The sequence below is a fragment of the Arthrobacter sp. Rue61a genome (assembly GCF_000294695.2).
Lineage (GTDB): Bacteria > Actinomycetota > Actinomycetes > Actinomycetales > Micrococcaceae > Arthrobacter > Arthrobacter aurescens_A.
The window spans coordinates 69,270-88,550 of sequence record NC_018532.1 but is presented as its reverse complement, the minus strand read 5'-3'; the positions used below and the strand labels follow the sequence as shown (position 1 = coordinate 88,550).

The 19,281-nt window shown below is 63.8% G+C and carries 22 protein-coding genes; 10 read left to right on the top strand and 12 right to left on the bottom strand.

Translation table 11 applies throughout. The features are described 5' to 3' along the window. Positions 1-355 precede the first annotated feature (355 nt). The 5 genes from ARUE_RS24290 to ARUE_RS22150 form a co-directional block, all read right to left on the bottom strand. Positions 356-505 carry a hypothetical protein gene (locus ARUE_RS24290; protein ID WP_162486259.1) on the bottom strand — a complete coding sequence of 50 codons (150 nt, stop codon included), beginning with the start codon at positions 503-505 and terminating at the stop codon, positions 356-358. Positions 506-704: 199 nt separating this feature from the next. Continuing rightward, a complete protein-coding gene (locus ARUE_RS22165) occupies positions 705-1,718 on the bottom strand; it encodes a DUF4192 domain-containing protein (RefSeq protein WP_014923438.1) in 1,014 nt (337 codons plus the stop codon). 580 nt (positions 1,719-2,298) lie between these two features. Then, positions 2,299-2,649, bottom strand: a complete 351-nt coding sequence (locus tag ARUE_RS22160) for a DUF8317 domain-containing protein (RefSeq protein ID WP_014923436.1) — start codon at positions 2,647-2,649, stop codon at positions 2,299-2,301. Positions 2,650-2,724: 75 nt separating this feature from the next. Continuing rightward, on the bottom strand, positions 2,725-3,006 hold the full coding sequence (locus ARUE_RS22155) for a hypothetical protein (protein WP_286140407.1): 282 nt from the start codon (positions 3,004-3,006) through the stop codon (positions 2,725-2,727). A gap of 66 nt (positions 3,007-3,072) precedes the next feature. Further along, positions 3,073-3,510, bottom strand: coding sequence for a hypothetical protein (locus tag ARUE_RS22150; protein WP_014923434.1), 438 nt, complete (start codon positions 3,508-3,510; stop codon positions 3,073-3,075). A gap of 500 nt (positions 3,511-4,010) precedes the next feature. Here ARUE_RS22150 and ARUE_RS22145 point away from each other — a divergent pair, with 500 nt between their 5' ends. The 3 genes from ARUE_RS22145 (at position 4,011) to ARUE_RS22135 (ending at position 5,517) form a co-directional block, all read left to right on the top strand. Next, entirely contained in the window at positions 4,011-4,304 is a 294-nt protein-coding gene (locus ARUE_RS22145; RefSeq protein ID WP_286140406.1) for a hypothetical protein, read from the top strand. 669 nt (positions 4,305-4,973) lie between these two features. Then, positions 4,974-5,168: a hypothetical protein gene (locus ARUE_RS22140; protein ID WP_014923432.1), complete on the top strand. Its 195-nt coding sequence runs from the start codon at positions 4,974-4,976 to the stop codon at positions 5,166-5,168. Between the two features lie 25 nt (positions 5,169-5,193). Further along, the gene (locus tag ARUE_RS22135; RefSeq protein WP_014923431.1) at positions 5,194-5,517 is read left to right on the top strand and encodes a hypothetical protein; all 324 of its coding nucleotides are present in this window, start codon (positions 5,194-5,196) and stop codon (positions 5,515-5,517) included. A gap of 936 nt (positions 5,518-6,453) precedes the next feature. Here the strand turns inward: ARUE_RS22135 and ARUE_RS22130 are convergent. Further along, positions 6,454-7,035, bottom strand: coding sequence for a DinB family protein (locus ARUE_RS22130; protein ID WP_014923428.1), 582 nt, complete (start codon positions 7,033-7,035; stop codon positions 6,454-6,456). 42 nt (positions 7,036-7,077) lie between these two features. Then, entirely contained in the window at positions 7,078-7,467 is a 390-nt protein-coding gene (locus ARUE_RS22125; RefSeq protein WP_014923427.1) for a heavy metal-responsive transcriptional regulator, read from the bottom strand. A 104-nt stretch (positions 7,468-7,571) separates the two neighbouring features. Between ARUE_RS22125 and merA the strand changes: the two genes are divergently transcribed. The 7 genes from merA (at position 7,572) to ARUE_RS22090 (ending at position 14,636) form a co-directional block, all read left to right on the top strand. Beyond that, positions 7,572-9,002 carry a mercury(II) reductase gene (gene merA, locus ARUE_RS22120; RefSeq protein WP_014923426.1) on the top strand — a complete coding sequence of 477 codons (1,431 nt, stop codon included), beginning with the start codon at positions 7,572-7,574 and terminating at the stop codon, positions 9,000-9,002. 287 nt (positions 9,003-9,289) lie between these two features. Beyond that, the gene (locus tag ARUE_RS22115; protein WP_043471866.1) at positions 9,290-9,595 is read left to right on the top strand and encodes a heavy-metal-associated domain-containing protein; all 306 of its coding nucleotides are present in this window, start codon (positions 9,290-9,292) and stop codon (positions 9,593-9,595) included. A gap of 64 nt (positions 9,596-9,659) precedes the next feature. Beyond that, a complete protein-coding gene (locus tag ARUE_RS22110) occupies positions 9,660-11,801 on the top strand; it encodes a copper-translocating P-type ATPase (RefSeq protein ID WP_043471863.1) in 2,142 nt (713 codons plus the stop codon). A 98-nt stretch (positions 11,802-11,899) separates the two neighbouring features. Next, positions 11,900-12,379 carry a hypothetical protein gene (locus tag ARUE_RS22105; RefSeq protein WP_043471860.1) on the top strand — a complete coding sequence of 160 codons (480 nt, stop codon included), beginning with the start codon at positions 11,900-11,902 and terminating at the stop codon, positions 12,377-12,379. 143 nt (positions 12,380-12,522) lie between these two features. Beyond that, positions 12,523-13,140 carry a DUF305 domain-containing protein gene (locus tag ARUE_RS22100; RefSeq protein ID WP_162486275.1) on the top strand — a complete coding sequence of 206 codons (618 nt, stop codon included), beginning with the start codon at positions 12,523-12,525 and terminating at the stop codon, positions 13,138-13,140. Between the two features lie 87 nt (positions 13,141-13,227). Continuing rightward, complete coding sequence (locus ARUE_RS22095; RefSeq protein WP_014923422.1) at positions 13,228-14,103, top strand: F510_1955 family glycosylhydrolase; 876 nt, start codon at positions 13,228-13,230, stop codon at positions 14,101-14,103. A gap of 122 nt (positions 14,104-14,225) precedes the next feature. Next, positions 14,226-14,636 (top strand): four-helix bundle copper-binding protein, encoded by a 411-nt coding sequence (locus tag ARUE_RS22090; RefSeq protein WP_043471969.1) that lies wholly within the window; start codon positions 14,226-14,228, stop codon positions 14,634-14,636. A gap of 181 nt (positions 14,637-14,817) precedes the next feature. On the opposite strand, the gene ARUE_RS22085 is transcribed toward ARUE_RS22090, so the two are convergent. The 5 genes from ARUE_RS22085 to ARUE_RS22065 form a co-directional block, all read right to left on the bottom strand. Then, a complete protein-coding gene (locus ARUE_RS22085; RefSeq protein WP_014923420.1) occupies positions 14,818-15,513 on the bottom strand; it encodes a DsbA family protein in 696 nt (231 codons plus the stop codon). A 93-nt stretch (positions 15,514-15,606) separates the two neighbouring features. Continuing rightward, positions 15,607-16,212, bottom strand: coding sequence for a cadmium resistance transporter (locus tag ARUE_RS22080; protein ID WP_014923419.1), 606 nt, complete (start codon positions 16,210-16,212; stop codon positions 15,607-15,609). Positions 16,213-16,263: 51 nt separating this feature from the next. Continuing rightward, positions 16,264-16,782 (bottom strand): signal peptidase II, encoded by a 519-nt coding sequence (gene lspA, locus ARUE_RS22075; protein ID WP_286140403.1) that lies wholly within the window; start codon positions 16,780-16,782, stop codon positions 16,264-16,266. Continuing rightward, positions 16,779-18,731, bottom strand: coding sequence for a heavy metal translocating P-type ATPase (locus tag ARUE_RS22070; protein ID WP_014923417.1), 1,953 nt, complete (start codon positions 18,729-18,731; stop codon positions 16,779-16,781). Before ARUE_RS22070 ends, lspA begins: the two co-directional genes overlap by 4 nt. Then, entirely contained in the window at positions 18,728-19,129 is a 402-nt protein-coding gene (locus ARUE_RS22065; RefSeq protein WP_014923416.1) for an ArsR/SmtB family transcription factor, read from the bottom strand. Before ARUE_RS22065 ends, ARUE_RS22070 begins: the two co-directional genes overlap by 4 nt. Positions 19,130-19,281: the final 152 nt, after the last annotated feature.

The window sequence follows — 19,281 nt, the reverse complement described above, 5'->3', positions numbered from 1 at the left end:
AGGAGCGCCGTAGGGACATTTCCTGCACCGCAGGCCCCGGAGCCTGCGGAGGGGCTAGACGGGGTGGAGCGGACACATAGAATCCGAAGGACAGCAGCCAAAAAACGTCGTAGACACAACAGGACCGGGCACGGCGGAGCTCTGCGACGTCGGGACCGGGCCCAACAGCCGGCCACGGAGCGAAGCGGAGTGGACGCCCAAAGGGGTGCGAGCCCCGCGAGCATGCCTCTCCCCTGGCCATCTGGGTTCAGGCTCATTTGGGCTTGGATGGCGAAAGAGCCGGCACGTGGGTGCCGGCTCTTTCTGTTTTCTCTGCAAAAGAAATTTGTGGGGGCAGCTCGGTTGCTGCCGTGTTTTACAGCTCGTCTAGGCGGTGGTCTTCCAGGGGCCGGTCAACTGGTCCGGTGACGGGCCCGGCTGTGAGTAGGCGCAGTTCCAGGACGTCTTCGGCTGGGCTTGCGTCGGGGGCAATGGTGTCTGCCTCGGTCATACGGAATTCGGCCACGGAGGGGTTCCTGCCTTCGGGTGTTGGACTGCTTTGTCCTTTCACCGTATCGGCTGTTCCTGCGGTTTCACTGGAAAGTCGCTACGCCCGCGGCAGCGTCATCGCGGCCGGCGGAGCGCAGCGGGGGAGGCCGCGCGCACCTGGGCGAGATCCCGATGGGTAAGGCCGGACCCTTGGTGTGGGGTCCGGCCTCATCCGGTTAGCGGCCTATCTTGCGGGCATAGGCCTTTTTCGGATCACGCACGCAGTCAGCCATCAAGCCGCGGCCGACCAGCTCGGTCATGAGTTCAGCGAACCGGTAACCCTCGACGTCCTCCAATGCGAGCTTGAAGTACCGGGCTGCGAAGCTGGACTTTCCTTTCAGCCATTCCGTCCAGCCGATCACGCTCAGCATCGGGGCGCGTTGTCCTTCGGGGGTGACTTTCATCAGCTCGAAGACAAGTTCCTGGGCCGTGTCCACACGGTTCCAGTCGGGACGGGCAACGAACACACCCAGCATCACGGAGGTGAACTGATCCGGGGCGTTGGTGATGATGTCCGCCATCAGGTAATCCCGGGTGATGGGGTGCTGCAACGCTCCTGCCAGTTCCAGCGCGGCCTCGTGGGTAAGCCCTTGGGGGTTTTCAAGGAGTTCAGCCCATTGGGCGCGGCGTGCTTCGGTGTCCTCGGGCCATCCGTCGGGCTTGTGCGCGGCGATCGTCTCGCGTGCTGCATCCTCGCCGGTGAACGGCTCAGGGGCGGTGAAACCGGTGACGTTGCTTCCCCGGTAGATGAAGGCGGCGTTGCCGGTGCTGTTGGTGATCTCGTCCAGTGAGCGCTCGGTGCAGCAAGCGCTGTCGGTGCACAGGTAGTTGGTCCACATCTCTGAGGTCACTATCCAGGCATCTTGCAGGGGCATCCGTGCTGTCTTCAGCTCGGTACGCAACGCCTGAACGTGCTCGGCGAACGGGCGGGGTTCGGCCGTGGTGTCTTCGTCGGTGTAAATGACCAAAAGGGTCCCTGTCGCGGCTTCGTCGGCTGTCGCGTAGCTGACGACGGTTTGGGCGAACGACTTGGGTTCGAAGCAGAGCGGGGCATCAATGCGCAGCGTGGCGCCGAGTGCGTTGCCCTGCATCGTGATCAGGACGAAGGATTCCTTGGGGGTCTCGCCCAGCATGTGGGGCACGTAGGCCAGGATGTCGGCGGGGGTGCTGATGTTGATGGGGTCGTTCATGGTTTTGTGTCCTTTGCAGAGGAATGGTTGGTGAGGGAGCGGTGTGACCCGGCCAGCTACTTTCTTTCCTCCCCCGTTGTTTTTTGGCTGCTGGCGAAGCTTGCGGAGCTGTGGCCGACGGAGCCCTGTCTACCCGCAGGGCAAGGTGCTGGAAATCTTCGAAAGGAAATAAGCGAAGCGCCGTCGAAGAATTCCAGTGCCGCAGGCCCCGACTGCTTTTGGAGGGGCTAGACGGGGTGGAGCGGACACATAGAATCCGGAGGACAGCAGCCAAAAAACGTCGTAGACAAAGAGGGGATGACGGGCAGGAGCTCTGCGACGGACCGGCAGCACCCAACAGCCGGCCACGGAGCTTGCGGAGCGGACGCCCAAAGGGGTGCGAGCCCTGCGAGCATGCTTTCCCTGGTCACCGCCGAACCGCCCCAGGCATGAACGGGCCCGGGTTTGCCGCACGCACCAGGTGAGTAGTGCGGCCCTGGGCGGGAACGGCGGTCCGTCGCCGGCAACCACCCACCCAAGCGAACCACCTGCGGCGGACCGCCCGCGGTGACCGGCCCCGAAAGACCGGCCACCCACGGGTCTACTCGCGGCGGTCGTGGAGCGGGATGGCTCCGTACTGCCCGGCTGCACGTCGGAATCGTGAGTCGCTGCTGAAGATGAACGTGCCGCCGAACATGTACCACGGGGCGGGTTCGTCCTCCGGGGCGACTGGCTCGGCGTGGGTCACGCTTTCGCGGTCGAAGCTCTCGTTTTTGACGAGCCGGACGGCGGGCCGTTCCTCGGTGGCTTCGAAAACGGGGTCGATGCCCTCGCCGATGACGGTTACCTCCATGACGCGGGCGGAAATGCCCTGATTGGAGAAGTCCGTGCCCAGGGCGTCGCGGTAGATCAGGGCGGTGATGCCTTTGGGGGCTGTGGTGGCGTTGCTCATGTGCTGGCTCCTTTGAAGTGGCGGGGGCTGTACTGCCCGGCTCTGGCCGGGCAGTACAGCGGTTCTCAGTTCCTGCTAGTGGAAGGTTGGGCGGTGTTCTGCGGCGAACAGGACGGCTATGGCTTCGGTGTGCCAGTCCAGTGCCGCGTATTGCCGGGTGGTGTCCAGTACGGCTGGGTTCACGTGTGCCTCGGCGTTGACGGCTTCCGCCATGCCCCGGATGTGTGCGGCGAGTTCTTCGGCTGCGCTGGCGCTGTAGGCCACGGGGGACTTCTCCACGATTGCGGCGAGGGTTTCGAGGAAGACCACGGCTTGGGCCGGGCTGTTGGCGATGCTGCGGTTTTCGGTCATTGTCATTGGTCCTTTGCTGGTTTGGTGCCTTGCCGGGCGGCGGGGGTCCGCCCGGCAAGGAGTCGAGGGTTGTTAGGCGGCGGCTGCTGGTTGGAACGTGGGCGGGATGCGGTAGCGGCTGGGAAGCTCCGCAGCGGCTTCGGGCAGGTCTGCCGGGCCTTGGGCTTGCCCGTTCTTCCAGTGGGAAAATGCCTCTTCGGTGATCGCGTCCCAGAATCGGGCCTTCGTCCGGTAGAACGTCGTTTTCACGTCGCCTTCGCAGTAGGTGGCCATGCCGAACAGGTTTCCGATCGCGTCGGCGGTGCGGGTTCCAGCAACCATGACGTAGGGCCACTGGCCGAGGTCCCAGCCGTCAGATCCCCAGCTGGGGATCACGACCCAGCCGTGTTCTGAGATGACGTCCATCCAGTCGTAGCCGTCGTTCATGTGGTAATCCACGAGTACGGGCACGTCGTGGATGGTTTCTCCGGTGTCCTCGGTGGTGATCGTCTCGACGCTGATTGCGTTCATGGTTTTGTGTCCTTTGCAGAGGATTGGTGAGGGAGCGGTGTGACCCGGCCAGCTACTTTCTTTCCTCCCCCGTTGTTTTTTGGCTGCTGGCGAAGCTTGCGGAGCTGTGGCCGACGGAGGCCTGTCTACCCTTGGGCAAGGTGTGGGAAATTCCCGGAGGAAATAAGCGACGCAGGAGCGCCGTAGGGACATTTCCTGCACCGCAGGCCCCGGAGCCTGCGGAGGGGCTAGACGGGGTGGAGCGGACACATAGAATCCGAAGGACAGCAGCCAAAAAACGTCGTAGACACAACAGGACCGGGCACGGCGGAGCTCTGCGACGTCGGGACCGGGCCCAACAGCCGGCCACGGAGCGAAGCGGAGTGGACGCCCAAAAGGAGTGCGAGCCCCGCGAGCATGCTCTCCCTCCGACTTGTCAGGCTGGTTGGTACGGTGAAGATGTCCCGCCTGGTTTCCCCCAATCCCAGGCGGGACACTTGTATTAGAGGGAGGGGTGGCAAGTGAGACTGCGAAACATTCTGAGCAGGCGTCGCAGAGCAGCGGAGTCTTCCGCGGCGGTGCCTGAGCTCAAAGAGCGGAAGTCGTTGACGGCCGAGGACTCGGCCGACTTGGAAGCGGCATGGGTGGAGCTGCGGCAGACGGTCGATGAGTCCAAGGTGACGTCGTTCCGTGCCTGCAGCCGCAACGAAGGCTCATGGGCCGAAGACCCGGAGGCCGTGCGGGCGATCGCTGCCACGATCGGGCGCATTATGAATGACACGACCGAAGGTCCCAGGGACAGCCCGGCCCGGTAGAGCGGACCGCCGTGTGGCGGCCCGCCCCGGATCCGGTCTAGATTCCGTCTTCCTTGGGGACTTGGGAATTGGCGCGGTACGCCATGATCGAAGCTCCCAGTGCTGTGAGCGAGAGAACGAAGTTCACGATGGTCAGTGGATCCATGAGGGTTTCCTTATCGTTGAGTTGGCCATATCCTGAGAAAGGAGCCCGGTGGCCGCAACCTCGCGGTCACGACCACCGGATTGTGTGACTACTACCTCCTCGCTTTACGCTTCCGCTTCCGAGTTCCAGCTCGGGAGCGTTTGCTCTTTAAGCGCGCGTTCCGCATGGAGAGTAGAGCGATGACAGCTGTTATCAAGCTCACGACCGAAGTCGCGAGCTTGATTGCTTCGTCGATGCTCATGTAGCCACCTCCTTTCTGCCCCGCCGTGCGAGGCCCCCACTGACGCAGCCGGTCGAGGGTGGGCCGTCAACCCCGAAGAGTGACCAGGGAATTCCGCGAAATAAGGGAGCGCAGCGACCGCGTGGGATTGCCTGGTTGCGTGGGTTGACGGGTCGGGCCCCCGGACGGCTACGATCAGTGGCCTTGTACGGAGAACAACCCAGCCACATGTAAGGCAAAAGTGCTTTTACAGTCGGACGCGGAGCGGACGCCCGTTCTGGTCTTGGTCCTCTAGGCTGGGGCCATGGACAAGAAGAAAGCAGCGCTGGTCTGGGCGCTTTTGGGGACTGGCTTCCTTGTATACGGCCTCTACTGCGCCCTGACCACCGGCGGCACGTGGTATCTCGTCGCCTCCGCCGTAATCCTGATCGCTTCCGGCGCGGTCTGCCTCGGGAGCACAGTTCAGATCATGCGACGGCCGGTCCAGCAGGGCTACTAGACGCAGCAACACTCAAAGGAGCAACATGCTTGGTTTCAAAGTGAACGTCCAGAAAGACGACAAGACGGCCGAGTTGGAGATCCAGGGCTTCACGGATCAGGAGACGGCCGAGGGCTTCGCGAACGAAGTTCAAGAGACCCTGCTGGTCTGCAAGGACGAGAACGAAGAGATCACCGGGTTCGAAGTTGGCCGCCCCGGTCCCATGGAACCCCGCGAGGGTGCTCCCGAAGCGGATATCGAAGACTTCATCGATCAGATCACCATGTCCGTCATGAGCCCTGAACCAGCGAACCTGGTCAAAGGCGAGTCCCCAGTGCGTTTCTCTGTTGAGCAACCGGTGACGTGGTAACTCTGCGCCACTCCTAAGAGTTGGCCGCACAGGTGGCCGGCATGAACAGAGTGAGATTCCATGAGCGAGTCCATCCCGAGGGCCCTGCAACCACCGGTTGCTGTTGCCCTGGCGAAACTCGTCAAGGCCCTCCCTGGTTCTAACGCTCTCCCGGGCGCTTCCTACTACGAGCCCAAGTGGGACGGTTATCTTCACTGGACTTCGTCAAGTCATTCCGGGCTGTGACGCCATGAGTGATCCTGTCCCTGGGGCATGCCATCGAAGGCCGTGAAGGGCATCCTTGCGACGTCTGCCTCGCCCGGTGTGACGCTTTTTGAGCCGAAGTTGGCTGGGTACCGGATCAAGATCTCCGAGCAGAAGGACGGTGGAGCCTATGGTCACGCCAGGGCAAGGCGCTGACGAGATATTCTGTTCGGCTTCAGCACGACCCGGGGTGACTTTTCCCATGTCAAATGGCAGTTAATTGTGCGCGACAGGTGTCGTCACTTATTGCCCAGCTAGTCCGTTAGTGAGGGCACTACTCGGCCGTCATCCAACCTCGAAGTCCTGTATTGCCAGGATGATCTCGGATCCCGAGTGTTTTGAGACGAAAAGGTTTCGAGACATTGAGCTGAAAGTTTCCTCCAGGCCTGGAATAGGATTTCAGGTGCCTGGCTTGGAGTCATGTCCGGGGCGCAGGGCGATCCACAGCGCGCATCGCCGGCAAATATAGGCGGGTTCATGGCCGAGCGCGTGAAGTTTGTGGCGCTTCATTTGCCGTCCGCAACAGGAGCACCGGTTCGGGCTGTCAGAGTCCACGGTTTCTCAGCGCTTCCAGTACCCGATCGACGGTCGGAACGCCGGCCATGCCGCTTGGCACGGGGTAGATCCGGCATGCGAGTTCAGTCTCTGGGGCAGTCATCGAATGCAGCAGTTCGATTTTCATAGCGCCTCACGTCATGTAACAGGAGATCCGGGTGGCTTGTCAGAGTCCGGCTTCTGATGGCTTATCTGGGGAGGCTGGCTTGGGGACAGTTGCCGGGCGTGGAAGTCGAAGTGGAGCGTCGGGTACGCGTAGACGTCGGTGAGTGTCATTGTCGGCATGAAGAAAGGATCCCACCGATCCGGGAATGGCATCGTTCTTGCCAGGGACTTGAAACTCTCGCGTTCGAGTCTGCGGGAAATTGCGCTTATGGTCTTGTCTAGTTTGCGGCGCATTCGCTGTTTGTTGTAGACGAGGGCAGCAGCGCGGGAGCCCCAGTAGTTCACGACATCGAAGGGCTGTGTCCCGGCATTCAGGACCGCTGCAAAGGCTTTGCCGGCTGGTTCGGGGAGCCTGCTGATGACATGGACCAGCGGAAGCAGGGCGCGGACGACCATGTAGCCGAAAACCATGTGGAAGAGCAGTTCCTCGTTGGTCCACCGGGTTCCGTTGCTGCGTCTCCGAAGATCCGCGTCCCCGGCGTTCTTCAGCCAGGCATCGAGGTCGTGGCTGGCACGTCTGTAGCCGGCCAGGATTTCCGTCTTTGTTCGTTCCATGCCGTGCTGCCTTTCGCTCCTGACGCTTGGATTTTGCTGATCTTAGATGTAGCGGCAGACCTCGTCAGCGGAGCACGTGTCCGGTTCCGGCTCAGCGGCCTGGGCGTGCAGTTGGGAGATGGTTTCCCTGAGGGCAAGGAGCTCGGCGATCTGGGCATCGAGTTCCCGCAGACGCTCGCCTAGCAGGTCCCGGACGTGCGAGCACGGCGGCTGGCCGTGCTCGCGGATCCTCAGGATCTGCCCGATCTGGGCGAGGGTGAGCCCGGCGGCCTGGCCGCGGTGGATGAACCCGACCCGTCCCACAGCATCGTCCGTGTAGTCCCGGTACCCGGAGGCCATTCGCTCCGCGGGCGGGAGCAGACCCGTTTCCTCGTAGAACCGCAGGGTCTTGGTCGTGGTCCCGGTTGCTTCCGCAAGCTGTCCGATTCTCATGTGCGCTGATTCTTTCAGTGGCCGCCCGACTTGACCTTCCACTGTACTGGAAGGTTCATGATGGGTGCCATAGGAACTTTCAAATCACGGGGAAGGACGACGGGATGGGCAACGAGGGGTTCGATCTTGCGATCATTGGGTCCGGTGGAGCGGCGTTTGCGGCCGCGATCCGTGCCAGGGGGCTGGGCAAGCGGGTAGTGATGGTGGAGCGCGGGACCGTGGGCGGGACGTGCGTGAACACCGGGTGTGTGCCGTCGAAGGCGCTTCTGGCTGCCGCGGATGCCCGTCACGTGGCGTTGGACTCGGCCCGTTTCCCCAGCATCGTGGCCTCGGCGGGCCCCGTGGACATGCCGGCCCTCACCGGGGGCAAGGCCGCGCTTGTTGAAAGCATGCGGACGGAGAAGTACATCGATCTGGCCGTGGACTATGGCTGGGCCATGGTCGAAGGGGACGCCGCGTTCACTGGAAGCCAGGAAGCTCCGCTGCTCCAGGTCACCTTACCGAGCGGTGCCGTGACAACGATCGAGGCCGGACACTACCTCGTGGCCACCGGCTCCGCACCATGGGCACCGCCCGTTCCGGGACTGGCCGAGACCGGCTACCTGACCTCGACGACGGCGATGGAACTGGACCAGGTCCCGGAATCAATGCTCATCCTGGGCGGGGGCTATGTTGCCTTGGAGCAGGCGCAGCTCTTCTCCCGGCTCGGCACCCGGGTCACCATGCTGGTCCGCTCCCGGTTGACCTCGCAGGAGGAACCGGAAGTATCCAAGGCGTTGGCCGGAGTCTTCGCGGACGAGGGGATCCGGGTAGTCCGGCGGGCCATTGTGGATTCCGTGACCATGGACGAGTCAACGGGCGAGGTCGTCGCCACCGCGTCCGTGGCCGGAGGCCACGAAGTCTTCCGGGCCGCCCGGCTGCTCTTGGCCATGGGCCGCCGGCCCGACACCGACGGCCTGAACCTTGGGTCCGTCGGTGTAAAGACCGGCACGTCCGGCGAGATTGTGGTCGATGCGCGTTTGGCCAGTTCCAACCCGCGGGTCTGGGCCGCCGGGGACGTGACAGGACATAGGGAGTTCGTGTACGTCGCCGCGGCTCACGGCACATTGGCCGTGGAGAACGCCTTCACCGACGCCGTGGCCGAGGTCGACTACCGGCACCTGCCCCGGGTGACGTTCACCAGCCCGGCTGTGGGCGCCGTCGGAATGACTGAGAAGGACGCGGTCGATGCCGGGATCCGCTGTGACTGCAGGATCCTGCCCCTGCAAAATGTCCCGAGGGCGCTGGTCAACCGCGACACCCGCGGCTTCATCAAGGTCGTCACCAACCGTGATACCGGCAGGATCCTGGGCCTCACCGCCGTGGCCAAGGACGCCGGGGAACTCGCTGCCGCCGGCGTCTACATCCTCGAGGCGGGCATGACCACCGCCCAGGTCGCCGCCATGTGGAGCCCGTACCTGACCATGGCCGAGGGCATCAAGCTCGCCTGCAAAGCCTTCACCGCCGACGTCTCCAAGCTCTCCTGCTGCGCCTGAAAGAGCGGCCTCGAACATCAACAAAGCCAACCCCATGACAACCACCGACCACCCGGCCCTCATCTACCTGCTGTCCCCTTCACGGTCCGGGATCGACCTGAATTCTTCATGCCGTTGCTGCGGCTCCTCGCCGAAGGCGAGCCGTCACGACCTCTTGCAAACTATACCCCCCGGGGGTATATTGTGAGTGTTGTCAGTGAGAGGCATGTCGCGGAGGGCCCAGGGCTCCTCTTTACAGCCGTTCAACCACAGCACCCATCGCATCTTCTGCAATGAATGGAACTGACATGCAAACACCATCACGCACCGAACTGCCCTTGACCTCTTCCTCGTCGGGCTGCGGTTGCTGCTCCGCTGAAACCCTCACTGCTCCTGCCGCCGAAACGGGCGTTGAATACAGCGTTGAAGGACTGACCTGCGGAGGCTGCGTGGCCAGCGTTCAGCGTTCGGTCTCCGCCGTGGACGGCGTAGAGTCCGCCACCGTTGACCTTGTTCCGGGCGGAGTTTCCCGCCTCACCATTACCGGATCCGCCGAACCGTCCGCGGTCAAGGATGCCGTTACCGCGGCTGGCTACAGCCTGACCAACAGCTAGTCCCAAAACCACGGCCCTGCGCGCCCCTATCATGGCTGCGCGGCCGTCACTGGAGGAGCACACCATGACAGAGCACTCCCATCACCCCGCCGGGCACCATGCCCCTGTCGGCGAAGCCGAACCGGACTTCACCGAACGCCACGCCACCAGCGCGGCACAACATCAACACCACGGCCATCAGGGACACGACGGGGCCGACGATCATGCGGTGCACAGCCACGGACAGCATGCCGGGCACAGCACGGCAATGTTCAAGGACAGGTTCTGGCTGACGCTGGCACTCTCGGTCCCGGTTGTGTATTTCAGCCCGATGTTCGGGCATCTGCTGGGGTACATGCCCCCGGAGTTCCCGGGCTCGGCCTGGATTCCTCCGGTCCTGGGTACGGTGATCTTCCTCTACGGAGGACAACCGTTCCTTAAGGGCGGGATCTATGAGCTGAAGAACCGGCAGCCGGGAATGATGCTGCTGATTTCCATGGCCATCACTGTCGCGTTCGTTGCGTCCTGGGCCACCACCCTACGGATCGGGAACTTTGATCTGGACTTTTGGTGGGAACTGTCACTGCTGGTGGCCATTATGCTGCTCGGCCACTGGATCGAAATGAGAGCCCTCGGCTCCGCGCAAGGCGCCTTGGATGCCCTCGCGGCCCTCCTTCCGGACGAAGCAGAACGGGTCACCGATGCCGGCGTGGAAACCGTCCCGGTGTCCGAACTGAGGGAAGGGGACGTCGTCCTGGTCCGGTCCGGGGCCCGGATGCCCGCCGACGGCACCATTGTTGACGGACGCGCCGAGTTCGATGAATCCATGATCACCGGTGAATCCAAGACAGTGCTGCGCGCTACGGGTGATCCGGTCGTGGCCGGGACCGTTGCCACCGACAACACAGTCCGGGTCACCGTGACAGCTGTCGGTGATGACACGGCGCTGGCCGGCATCCAACGGCTCGTAGCCGAAGCCCAGGCTTCCTCGTCCAAAGCCCAGGCCCTCGCGGACAGGGCAGCAGCGTTCCTGTTCTACTTCGCAACCATAGCCGGGGTGATCACGTTCATCGCGTGGATCATGCTGGGAAGCCTGCCCGAAGCGGTGACACGGACCGTGACTGTACTGGTGATCGCCTGCCCGCACGCGCTCGGCCTGGCCATTCCACTGGTGATAGCTATTTCCACTGAACAGGCCGCCAAGGCCGGGGTGCTGATCAAGAACCGGATCGCACTGGAGCGGATGCGCACCATCGACGTCGTCCTGTTCGACAAAACCGGCACCCTGACCAAGGGAGAACCCGAGGTAAGGGACGTGGCAACCATCGACGGCGGTGCCGCCGACGAACTCTTGGCCCTGGCAGCGGTAGTGGAGTCCGACAGCGAACACCCCGTGGCGCGGGCCATCGTCCGGGCTGCCCAGAACAAAAACCTGGACCTCCCGCCCGCTGCAGGCTTCTCTTCCATGACCGGCCGGGGTGCACGGGCCACGGTCAACGGTCGCACCGTCCAGGTCGGTGGCCCGGCGCTCTTGCGCGAACTGGGGCTGAGCGAGCCGGAATCCCTGGCCGCTTCGACCCGTGAGTGGATGGGCCGGGGAGCTGCCGTGCTGCACGTCATCGACGGGGACCGCATAGTGGGTGCGGTCAGTCTTGAGGACGCGATCCGTCCCGAGTCCCGGCAGGCCGTGGCAGCGCTGCAAAGCAGGGGCATCAAGGTAGCGATGATCACCGGCGACGCGCAGCAGGTCGCGACGGCAGTGGGCGCGGAACTGAACATTGATGAGGTTTTCGCTGAGGTGCTTCCGGCCGACAAGGACAAGAAGGTAGCCCAGCTGCAGGCCCGGGGCTTGAAGGTGGCCATGGTGGGGGACGGAGTCAACGACTCCCCGGCACTTGCCCGGGCCGAGGTGGGCATCGCGATTGGCGCCGGCACGGACGTTGCCATGGAGTCGGCCGGGGTCATCCTGGCCGGCAACGACCCCCGGGCAGTGCTGTCCATGGTGGATCTGTCCAGGGCGAGCTACACCAAAATGTGGCAGAACCTTGTCTGGGCCACCGGGTACAACGTGATCGCCGTCCCGCTGGCCGCTGGCGTCCTAGCTTTCGCGGGGATCGTGTTGTCCCCCGCGGCCGGGGCGGTGCTGATGTCCGTTTCCACGATTGTGGTCGCCCTCAACGCCCAACTACTCCGCCGGGTGAAACTGAACCCCTCGCAGGTTCGTTGACCACTTAGTGCCACCGGCACCAACGCACCCGTCCCGCCAGGACCATGCGTTGGTGCCGGTAGCCTTAAAGGAACCAGTACGCAGGGAGGGAGGCCAGCATGGCCGCACAACGCACATTCGCCGGATCCGCCCTCCTCACGGCGACACTGCTGGCCGCGGTCCTGGCCATCATCACCGGAATCCTGGGCATGCACGTCATGACCGGGACTCACTCAGCGCACTCGAGCGCCACGATTCCCGGAGACCTGCCGGCCCTGGCCGCGCCGGCTCCTGTCACTTCCACGCACGCCGGACACCAGCCCACATCATCCGGGTCCGGTTCCCTACAGGAGTTACCTGCCACCAACGGCCCAGCCTCCCCGGCTCAATGCTCATGCTCAGGGAACTGCTCCAGCGAGCATTCCATGAGCGCGGCCTGTACCCCCTCCACGGCAGCCAGTGTCCTTGCTGCGCCGGTGCCCGCCGAGACGCCCTCGTTGGCGGCCCAGTCGCAGGCCTCCACCACACGGGTCTGGAACCAGTGGCCCTACCGTCCCGGCAGTCCTTCACCGGGTGAGCTTTCCATCAGCAGAACATAGACGCGCGGAGTCGCCCGGCCTGAAACCGGGGGCATTCCTTGCGACTCGGAAGTGAACCTGCCCTTCCGGCGCATCTTTGATGGCTCCCCCTTTTTATGGACGCCTTTGCGTCCCCGAAAAAAACTTTGAAGGACCTGAAAGTGATGAACACAAAGAAGTTTTTACCTCTCGCAGCTACTGCCGTCGCCGCGGTGATCACCCTCGCGGGCTGCGGTTCCTCCGGCAGTTCCGGCTCCTCAGCGACCTCCATGCCTGGTATGGACCACGGCAGCAGCTCGTCCAGCCCGTCAACCCCGGCCTCGGCCGGGACTCATAACTCCGCTGACGTGATGTTTGCCCAGATGATGATTCCGCACCACGCCCAAGCTGTGCAGATGAGCGACATGATCCTTAAGAAGCAGGACATCCCCGCCGAGGTCACCGCCCTGGCTACCCGCATCAAGGACGCGCAGGGACCGGAGATCGAGAAGATGACCGGCTGGTTGCAGAGCTGGGGTGAATCGACCCAGATGCCCACCGGGCACAGCATGGACGGAATGATGGGCGCCGAGGACATGACCAAGCTGGAAGCTGCCCAAGGTGTGGAAGCTGCGAAACTGTTCCTGAGCCAGATGATCGCTCACCACGAGGGCGCCGTGACCATGGCCAGGACCGAGACCACGGACGGCAAAGACCCCGCAGCTCTCCAGCTGAGCAAGGACATCGTCAGCGCCCAGGAAACCGAAATCAAGGAAATGCAGACACTGCTGGCCAGCCTCTAGCCACTCCCTTACGGGACAGGCCCCGCACCAATCACGCGGGGCCTGCCCTCCCTTCCGCATTCCCTTTTCACCCCTTGGAGCTCTCTCATGCATACCTTCACTCCCGCGGCGCGACGCCGCGTCCTTCTGTCCGGCGCAGCGCTGATCCTTGCCCTGACAGCCTGCACCCCGACCAGCCCACCCACAACCACGGGGCCACAGAGCGAACCAAGCGACAAGGCCCTGCCCAGCAGCCACGTCCACGGCTTGACCGTGAACCCCGACACCAGCCAGGTACTCCTGGCCACCCACGACGGGCTCTTCGACGTCACCAAAGAACCCGCCACCAAAATCGGTGGCACGAACGACCTGATGGGCTTCACTGCCGGGAAGGACGGCGTCTTCTACGCCTCCGGGCACCCCGGCCCAGGTTCGGATCTGCCCAACCCACTCGGGCTCCTCAAGTCCTCCGACGGAGGACAGAGCTGGGAGAAAGTCTCACGGCAAGGCCAGTCCGACTTCCACGCCATGACCGCCACCAAAACCGGGATCGTCGCGTACGACGGTGAACTACGACAAAGCGCAGACGGTCAAACCTGGAACACCGCGGCCGCCGGGTTCGCACCGGCAGTCCTGGCCGGCCACCCGGACAGCGACACAGTACTGGGCACCACCACTGAAGGGATTCAGCGCTCCACCGACGGCGGAGCCACCTGGTCGCTCGACAAGTCCGGGCCGGTGATCCAATACGCCGCCTTCGCCAACCCCGACGAAGCAGCCGGGGTCGCCCCTGACGGGACCACCTACTATTCGGCAGACGGCGGGGCGAGCTGGACAAAGCAGGGCCGGATCGATGGTGAGGTGATGGCCATAGCAGCACTCAAGGGCGCAGATGGGAAACCCTGGATCTGGGCCGCCACTCCCGACGGGATCGTTGTGTCCACGGACGGCGGCACAAATTTCCGCCCCATGGACGCAGTCTGAACCGATGACCACCTGCAACCAAGCCGAGGAATGGCATCTGGCGGGCTGCATGGACCAGGTCTAGGGTGGGCGTGATGGCCGGGTCCACCGGCCTTCACGCCCATCCCGGACAGGAGCTGGCAATGACCCACCACATCAGCGCGATGATCAATTCCCACCCAGGAGCCGCGGGCGGCATGGACAAGGAGAAACTGGCCGAATGTATCGCGGCCTGCTTTGAATGCGCCCAAGTGTGCAGTTCCTGCGCCGACGCCTGTCTTGGTGAAGACATGGTCGCCGAACTGACCACCTGTATCCGCACCGACCTGGACTGTACCGATATCTGTGGGGCCACAGGCACTATCCTCAGCCGCCAAACCGGCACCAACACAGACATTGTCCGGGCGATGCTCGAAGCCTGCCGGACCGCCTGCGCTGTTTGCGCCGAAGAATGCGAGCAGCACGCCGACATGCACGAACACTGCAAAATCTGTGCGGAGGCCTGCCGGCGCTGCGAGACCGGCTGCGCGAACCTGCTTTCCACCCTCGCCTGAATCACATGGCGGGCTGCTGAACCTCCGGCCGTAGTCCGGTCATGGTGATCCCGACGAGCCGCTGCACGGCAGCAGGGGCCATCCCCGCTGCCGCCCCCAAAGTGTGCAGGCAGTAAACCGCCAACGCCTCAGGGGCAATATCAGTCCGGACCGAGCGACAGGTGATGAGTCGCAGCCGTGGTTATTTGGCGGTGTCCTCGAGGAGCTGGCGGAATTGTTCCTCGGTGTTCAGGGTCAGTTTTTCGCCGTTGAGGAAGAAAGTCGGTGTTCCGGTGACACCGAGTGCGGTGCCGTCGGTGGCGTCCTTGCGGATCCGTTCGCGTGTTGCTTCGTCGGCGACAGCGGCGTCGTATCTGGCCATGTCGAGGCCCACTTCCTCGGCGTAGCTGCGGAACACCGTGGCTTGGGAATCTGTCTTTTCGCCCCACTGCGGCTGGGTTTCGAACATTTTGGCAGCCATTTGCTCGTATTTGCCCTGCTGGGCTGCCGCTTCAACGGCGAGGGCGGACGTGCCGGAGTTCCGGTGTCCCGGCAACGGGAAGTAGCGTTGAACGAAGGTGATCCTGTCGCCGTATTCCTTTTTCAGGTCCTCCACTAGCGGGTAGGCGGCGCGACAGGCTTCGCATTCGAAGTCCAGGAACTCCACCAGCTGGGCCTTCTCGGCTGCCGGTGTGGTGATGCGGTGGCTGTCCTCCCGGACCAGTTGCGGCCCACCTTCGGGCGAGACGGTGCTGGGTGCCGGTTTGGTGGCGGTGAGCACGGCGAACCAGATCGCTCCGGCGGCAACCACGGCCCCTACCAGAATCCAGATAACCAAGCGGACTTTCTTGGCGGTGTCGACGGCGGGCGGTTGGGGTTTCGGTGGTGCCTGTGTCATCAGTGGTGGATGCTTTCCTGGTCGCGGTGGGCGGCGGGTCCTATCTGGAAGGTGGAGTGTTCGATGTGGCGTCGCCGTGTTCGGCTGGCCTAGTCAGATCCAGAGGTTTATCAGTCGTTGCAGGGATCCTGATCCGAGGAGGATGGTCAGACCGAGCCCGATGAAGACTGTGGGGACGAGCCAGTGCTCGACTTTTTCCAGGGTTTCGACGACTTTGTGGTGGGTGCCGATGATTTTGCCCAGGGCGCACCAGAGCGCGACCAAGGCCAGGAAGACGATGACGGTGATGGCGGTGTCGGACGGGGCCATGGTTCGGAACACTGGCGTGTAGATGGCGATGTTGTCCGCGCCGTTGGCGATGGTGATGCCGGCGATTCCGACCAGGCCAAGCCCTTCGGTGAGCCTGTTCTCATCATCATCGCCGTCTTTTTTCAGGCCCCTGATGAGGCCCACGATGCCCAAGGCCAGGGGGAGGATGCCCAGGAGCCCGACCCATTCGTCGGGGACTATGGTCAAACCCAGGGCGGCCAGAAGGCTCAGCCCTACGAGGGTGATGAATCCTGTGTACTGCCCGCCGATGATGTGCCAAGGGCGGGGCGTGCCTTTGCTGGAGGCCAGGAAAAGCGCTGTCAGTACCACGATGTCATCTATGTTCGTGGCGGCGAACATGCCAGCCGCTGCCAGGATCGTCGCGAACATGGGGAGTCCCTTCCGGGTATTAGGAGAGCGTTGGAAGTGTTCGTGTGCCGCTTACGCCTTTTGCTGTTTTTTGGATCCGAGCAAGGTGCCCAGAACGTACAGGACCACGCCGACGGTGACGAACACGTCGGCGAGGTTGAAGGTGGGGAACCAGCCGCTGTGCAGGTAGTCCACGACGCCGCGCCCATCGAGTCGGTCCACGAGGTTCCCGGCCCCGCCGCCCACCACCATGGCAGCACCAGCCCGCGAAAGGGCTGACATACTGGGGGCTGTGGAGACCGCGTACCAAGTCATGGCCAGGATGATCGCCGCGGTCGCGGCGATCACCAGCCATGGGGCAAGGTCGGCGCCGAGGCTGAATGCGACCCCGGTGTTGTAGAGCAGCTTCAGGTTCACCAGACCCAGATCTATCGTGGCGCCGTTGGAAAGCGTGGCTTCGGCCAGGGCCTTGATGACCAGGTCAGCTACGGCGAGCACGGCTGCCGTGATGAGCAGCGTGATCTTGATCCGCCGCGCTTTCCCGATCACCGATGTCGTTCCGGCGGGATGGGCCGGGGACGGGACGCTCACGCTGCCGGTTCCAAAGCCGGCGTGGTTTTGGCCGCCGCGAGGGTGCTTTTGCGGCTGATCCGGCCGGCGCGGACGCCGTTGCCGATCACGACGATTTCGGCGAGTTCGTGGATCAGGACAACCGCTGCCAGTCCCAGCAGCCCGAACAGGGCCAGCGGGATCAGGATGGCGATCAGCAGCAGGGACAGGCCGACGTTCTGGAGCATGATGGACCGGGTCCTGCGGGCGTGGTCCAGGACCTGGGGCAGGTGGTTCAGGTCCTCGCCCATCAGGGCGATGTCAGCGGTTTCAATCGCGACGTCGGTGCCCATCGCTCCCATCGCGATTCCGGTGTCAGCGGTGGCAAGGGCAGGGGCGTCGTTGACGCCGTCGCCGACCATGGCGGTGGGCTGGCGGGACTTCAGGGCCCGGATGATCTCGGCCTTGTCTTCGGGGCGGAGGTCGGCGTGGACTTCGGTGATGCCGGCGTCCTTGCCCAACGCGTTGGCGGTGATGGTGTTATCCCCGGTGAGCATGGCCGTGGTGTACCCGGAGGCGCTGAGGCGGGCAATGACGTCCCGGGCTTCGGGACGAAGCTCGTCGCGCACTGCGACGGCACCGATGACCTCGCCGGCGGACTCGATCAGGACAGCGGTGGCACCTGCCATTTGCATCCGCTCGACTTCCCCGGCAAGGGAACCGGGGTTGATCCAGCCCGGGCGGCCCAGACGGACGGTTTTACCCTCGAAAAGGCCTTCCAGGCCGGCGCCGGGGACGGTGTCCACGTCGGTGATCTCGGCCCGGGCAGGGGATGCGGCAAGGATGGCGCGGGCGAGGGGGTGTTCGCTGCGGGCTTCCAGTCCGGCTGCGAGGGCGAGGACTTCTTCGCGGGTAGCGGTCCCGGTTGCGGCGACGTCGATGACTTCGGGCTTGTTCCGGGTCAGGGTGCCGGTCTTGTCCAGGGCGATGGTGCGGATTTTGCCGAGGGTTTCCAGTGCTCCCCCACCCTTGATGAGCACGCCGATGCGGCTTGCCGCACCGACGGAGGCCACAACGGTGACCGGGACGGAGATCGCCAAGGCACACGGTGATGCGGCGACCAGGACGACCAGGGCGCGTTCGAACCACAGCAGCGGTTCTCCGACGATGAAGCCGAAGACGATGATCAGGGCCGCGGCGATGAGGATTCCGGGGACGAGCTTTTTGGCGATGTTGTCCGCCAGCCGCTGGCCGGGTCCCTTGCGGGACTGTTCGGCTTCGACGATGTGCACGATGCGGGCCAGGGAGTTGTTCTCGGCGGTGCTGGTGACTTCGACTTCCAGTGGCCCGGTTCCGTTGATGGACCCGGCATAGACATCGCTGCCGGGACCGGCCTCCACGGGGACGGATTCACCGGTAAGGGCTGAGGTGTCCAGGGAGGTGCGGCCGGTGATGATTCGGCCGTCGGTGGCCAGCCGTTCGCCCGGGCGGACAATCATCCGGTCCCCGGGGACGAGTTCGGCTGGGTCCACGGTGACCTCGGTCCCGCCGCGCAGGACCCGCGCTTCGGCGGGGACAAGATCCAGCAGGGCGCGGAGACCGCGGCGGGTTTTGGCCAGAGAGTATTCCTCAAGACCCTCGGAAATGGAGTAGAGGAACGCGAGCATGGCCGCTTCCTCGTACTCGCCCAACGCGACAGCGCCGGCGGCGGCGATCGTCATCAGGGTGCCGACGCCGATCTTTCCTTTGACCAGGCGCCGGAGGGTGGAGGGAACAAAGGTCCAGCCAGCGACCAGCAGGGCACCGATCTCCAGGACCAGGCGCAGCCACTCCGGGCCCCCGGTCAGGGACAGGATCCAGCCGGTCAGGAGCAGTACACCAGCGACCGCGGCGGCCCGGATCTCGTTGATTTGCCATAACCCGACCGCTTCCTCGGCCTCTTCGGCCGCGGTTTCGGGCTTGTCGTCGCTGCAGCCGCAGGCGTCGCTCATCGGGTGTTCTCCTTCGTCAGTTCAACGTTTGTCAGTTCCGAACCGGTGCTTCCGGTGCCGTAGTTCGGGCACAAGCTGACCGCGTTGCCCGTCGCGGCAAGCAGGACCTCGGCCTGGGCAAGCATGTCCATCAACTCCGGACGGGACAGCGAGTAATAGACGCTGCGGCCCTGGGCGCGGCCCTCAACCAGGCCGCAATCCCGCAGGCAAGCAACATGGGCGGACACCGTGGACTGAGCTAAACCCAGCTCAGCAGCAAGCTCCCCCACTCTCACTTCTCCCTGGGCCATGCGCTTCACCAGGCCCAGGCGGGTGGGATCGCTGAGGGAATGAAACAAAGCGGCCGCGGGATCCAAGGGAGCGCAAGCGTCGTCGGAACCACCCAATTCAATCGTCATATGACGATGATAGCGCAATATTTGGATGTTATCGGCAAGTTCCCGTACGGTTTCGAGTGGCACGCAGGACCCTGAGTCCGGCCTTCTCTCTCTAGGGCGCGGGGAATTGTCGTTCTGACGAGGCCGCAATTTTTTTGGCAGGAATCGAGGAA

Excerpts from the sequence above, each read along its gene's own strand:
- ARUE_RS22165 (WP_014923438.1), bottom strand. The coding sequence starts at position 1,718 with ATGAACGACCCCATCAACATCAGCACCCCCGCCGACATCCTGGCCTAC.
- ARUE_RS22160 (WP_014923436.1), bottom strand. The coding sequence starts at position 2,649 with ATGAGCAACGCCACCACAGCCCCCAAAGGCATCACCGCCCTGATCTAC.
- ARUE_RS22155 (WP_286140407.1), bottom strand. The coding sequence starts at position 3,006 with ATGACAATGACCGAAAACCGCAGCATCGCCAACAGCCCGGCCCAAGCC.
- ARUE_RS22150 (WP_014923434.1), bottom strand. The coding sequence starts at position 3,510 with ATGAACGCAATCAGCGTCGAGACGATCACCACCGAGGACACCGGAGAA.
- ARUE_RS22140 (WP_014923432.1), top strand. The coding sequence starts at position 4,974 with ATGGACAAGAAGAAAGCAGCGCTGGTCTGGGCGCTTTTGGGGACTGGC.
- ARUE_RS22135 (WP_014923431.1), top strand. The coding sequence starts at position 5,194 with ATGCTTGGTTTCAAAGTGAACGTCCAGAAAGACGACAAGACGGCCGAG.
- ARUE_RS22130 (WP_014923428.1), bottom strand. The coding sequence starts at position 7,035 with ATGGAACGAACAAAGACGGAAATCCTGGCCGGCTACAGACGTGCCAGC.
- ARUE_RS22125 (WP_014923427.1), bottom strand. The coding sequence starts at position 7,467 with ATGAGAATCGGACAGCTTGCGGAAGCAACCGGGACCACGACCAAGACC.
- merA (WP_014923426.1), top strand. The coding sequence starts at position 7,572 with ATGGGCAACGAGGGGTTCGATCTTGCGATCATTGGGTCCGGTGGAGCG.
- ARUE_RS22115 (WP_043471866.1), top strand. The coding sequence starts at position 9,290 with ATGCAAACACCATCACGCACCGAACTGCCCTTGACCTCTTCCTCGTCG.
- ARUE_RS22110 (WP_043471863.1), top strand. The coding sequence starts at position 9,660 with ATGACAGAGCACTCCCATCACCCCGCCGGGCACCATGCCCCTGTCGGC.
- ARUE_RS22105 (WP_043471860.1), top strand. The coding sequence starts at position 11,900 with ATGGCCGCACAACGCACATTCGCCGGATCCGCCCTCCTCACGGCGACA.
- ARUE_RS22100 (WP_162486275.1), top strand. The coding sequence starts at position 12,523 with ATGAACACAAAGAAGTTTTTACCTCTCGCAGCTACTGCCGTCGCCGCG.
- ARUE_RS22095 (WP_014923422.1), top strand. The coding sequence starts at position 13,228 with ATGCATACCTTCACTCCCGCGGCGCGACGCCGCGTCCTTCTGTCCGGC.
- ARUE_RS22090 (WP_043471969.1), top strand. The coding sequence starts at position 14,226 with ATGACCCACCACATCAGCGCGATGATCAATTCCCACCCAGGAGCCGCG.
- ARUE_RS22085 (WP_014923420.1), bottom strand. The coding sequence starts at position 15,513 with ATGACACAGGCACCACCGAAACCCCAACCGCCCGCCGTCGACACCGCC.
- ARUE_RS22080 (WP_014923419.1), bottom strand. The coding sequence starts at position 16,212 with ATGTTCGCGACGATCCTGGCAGCGGCTGGCATGTTCGCCGCCACGAAC.
- ARUE_RS22070 (WP_014923417.1), bottom strand. The coding sequence starts at position 18,731 with ATGAGCGACGCCTGCGGCTGCAGCGACGACAAGCCCGAAACCGCGGCC.
- ARUE_RS22065 (WP_014923416.1), bottom strand. The coding sequence starts at position 19,129 with ATGACGATTGAATTGGGTGGTTCCGACGACGCTTGCGCTCCCTTGGAT.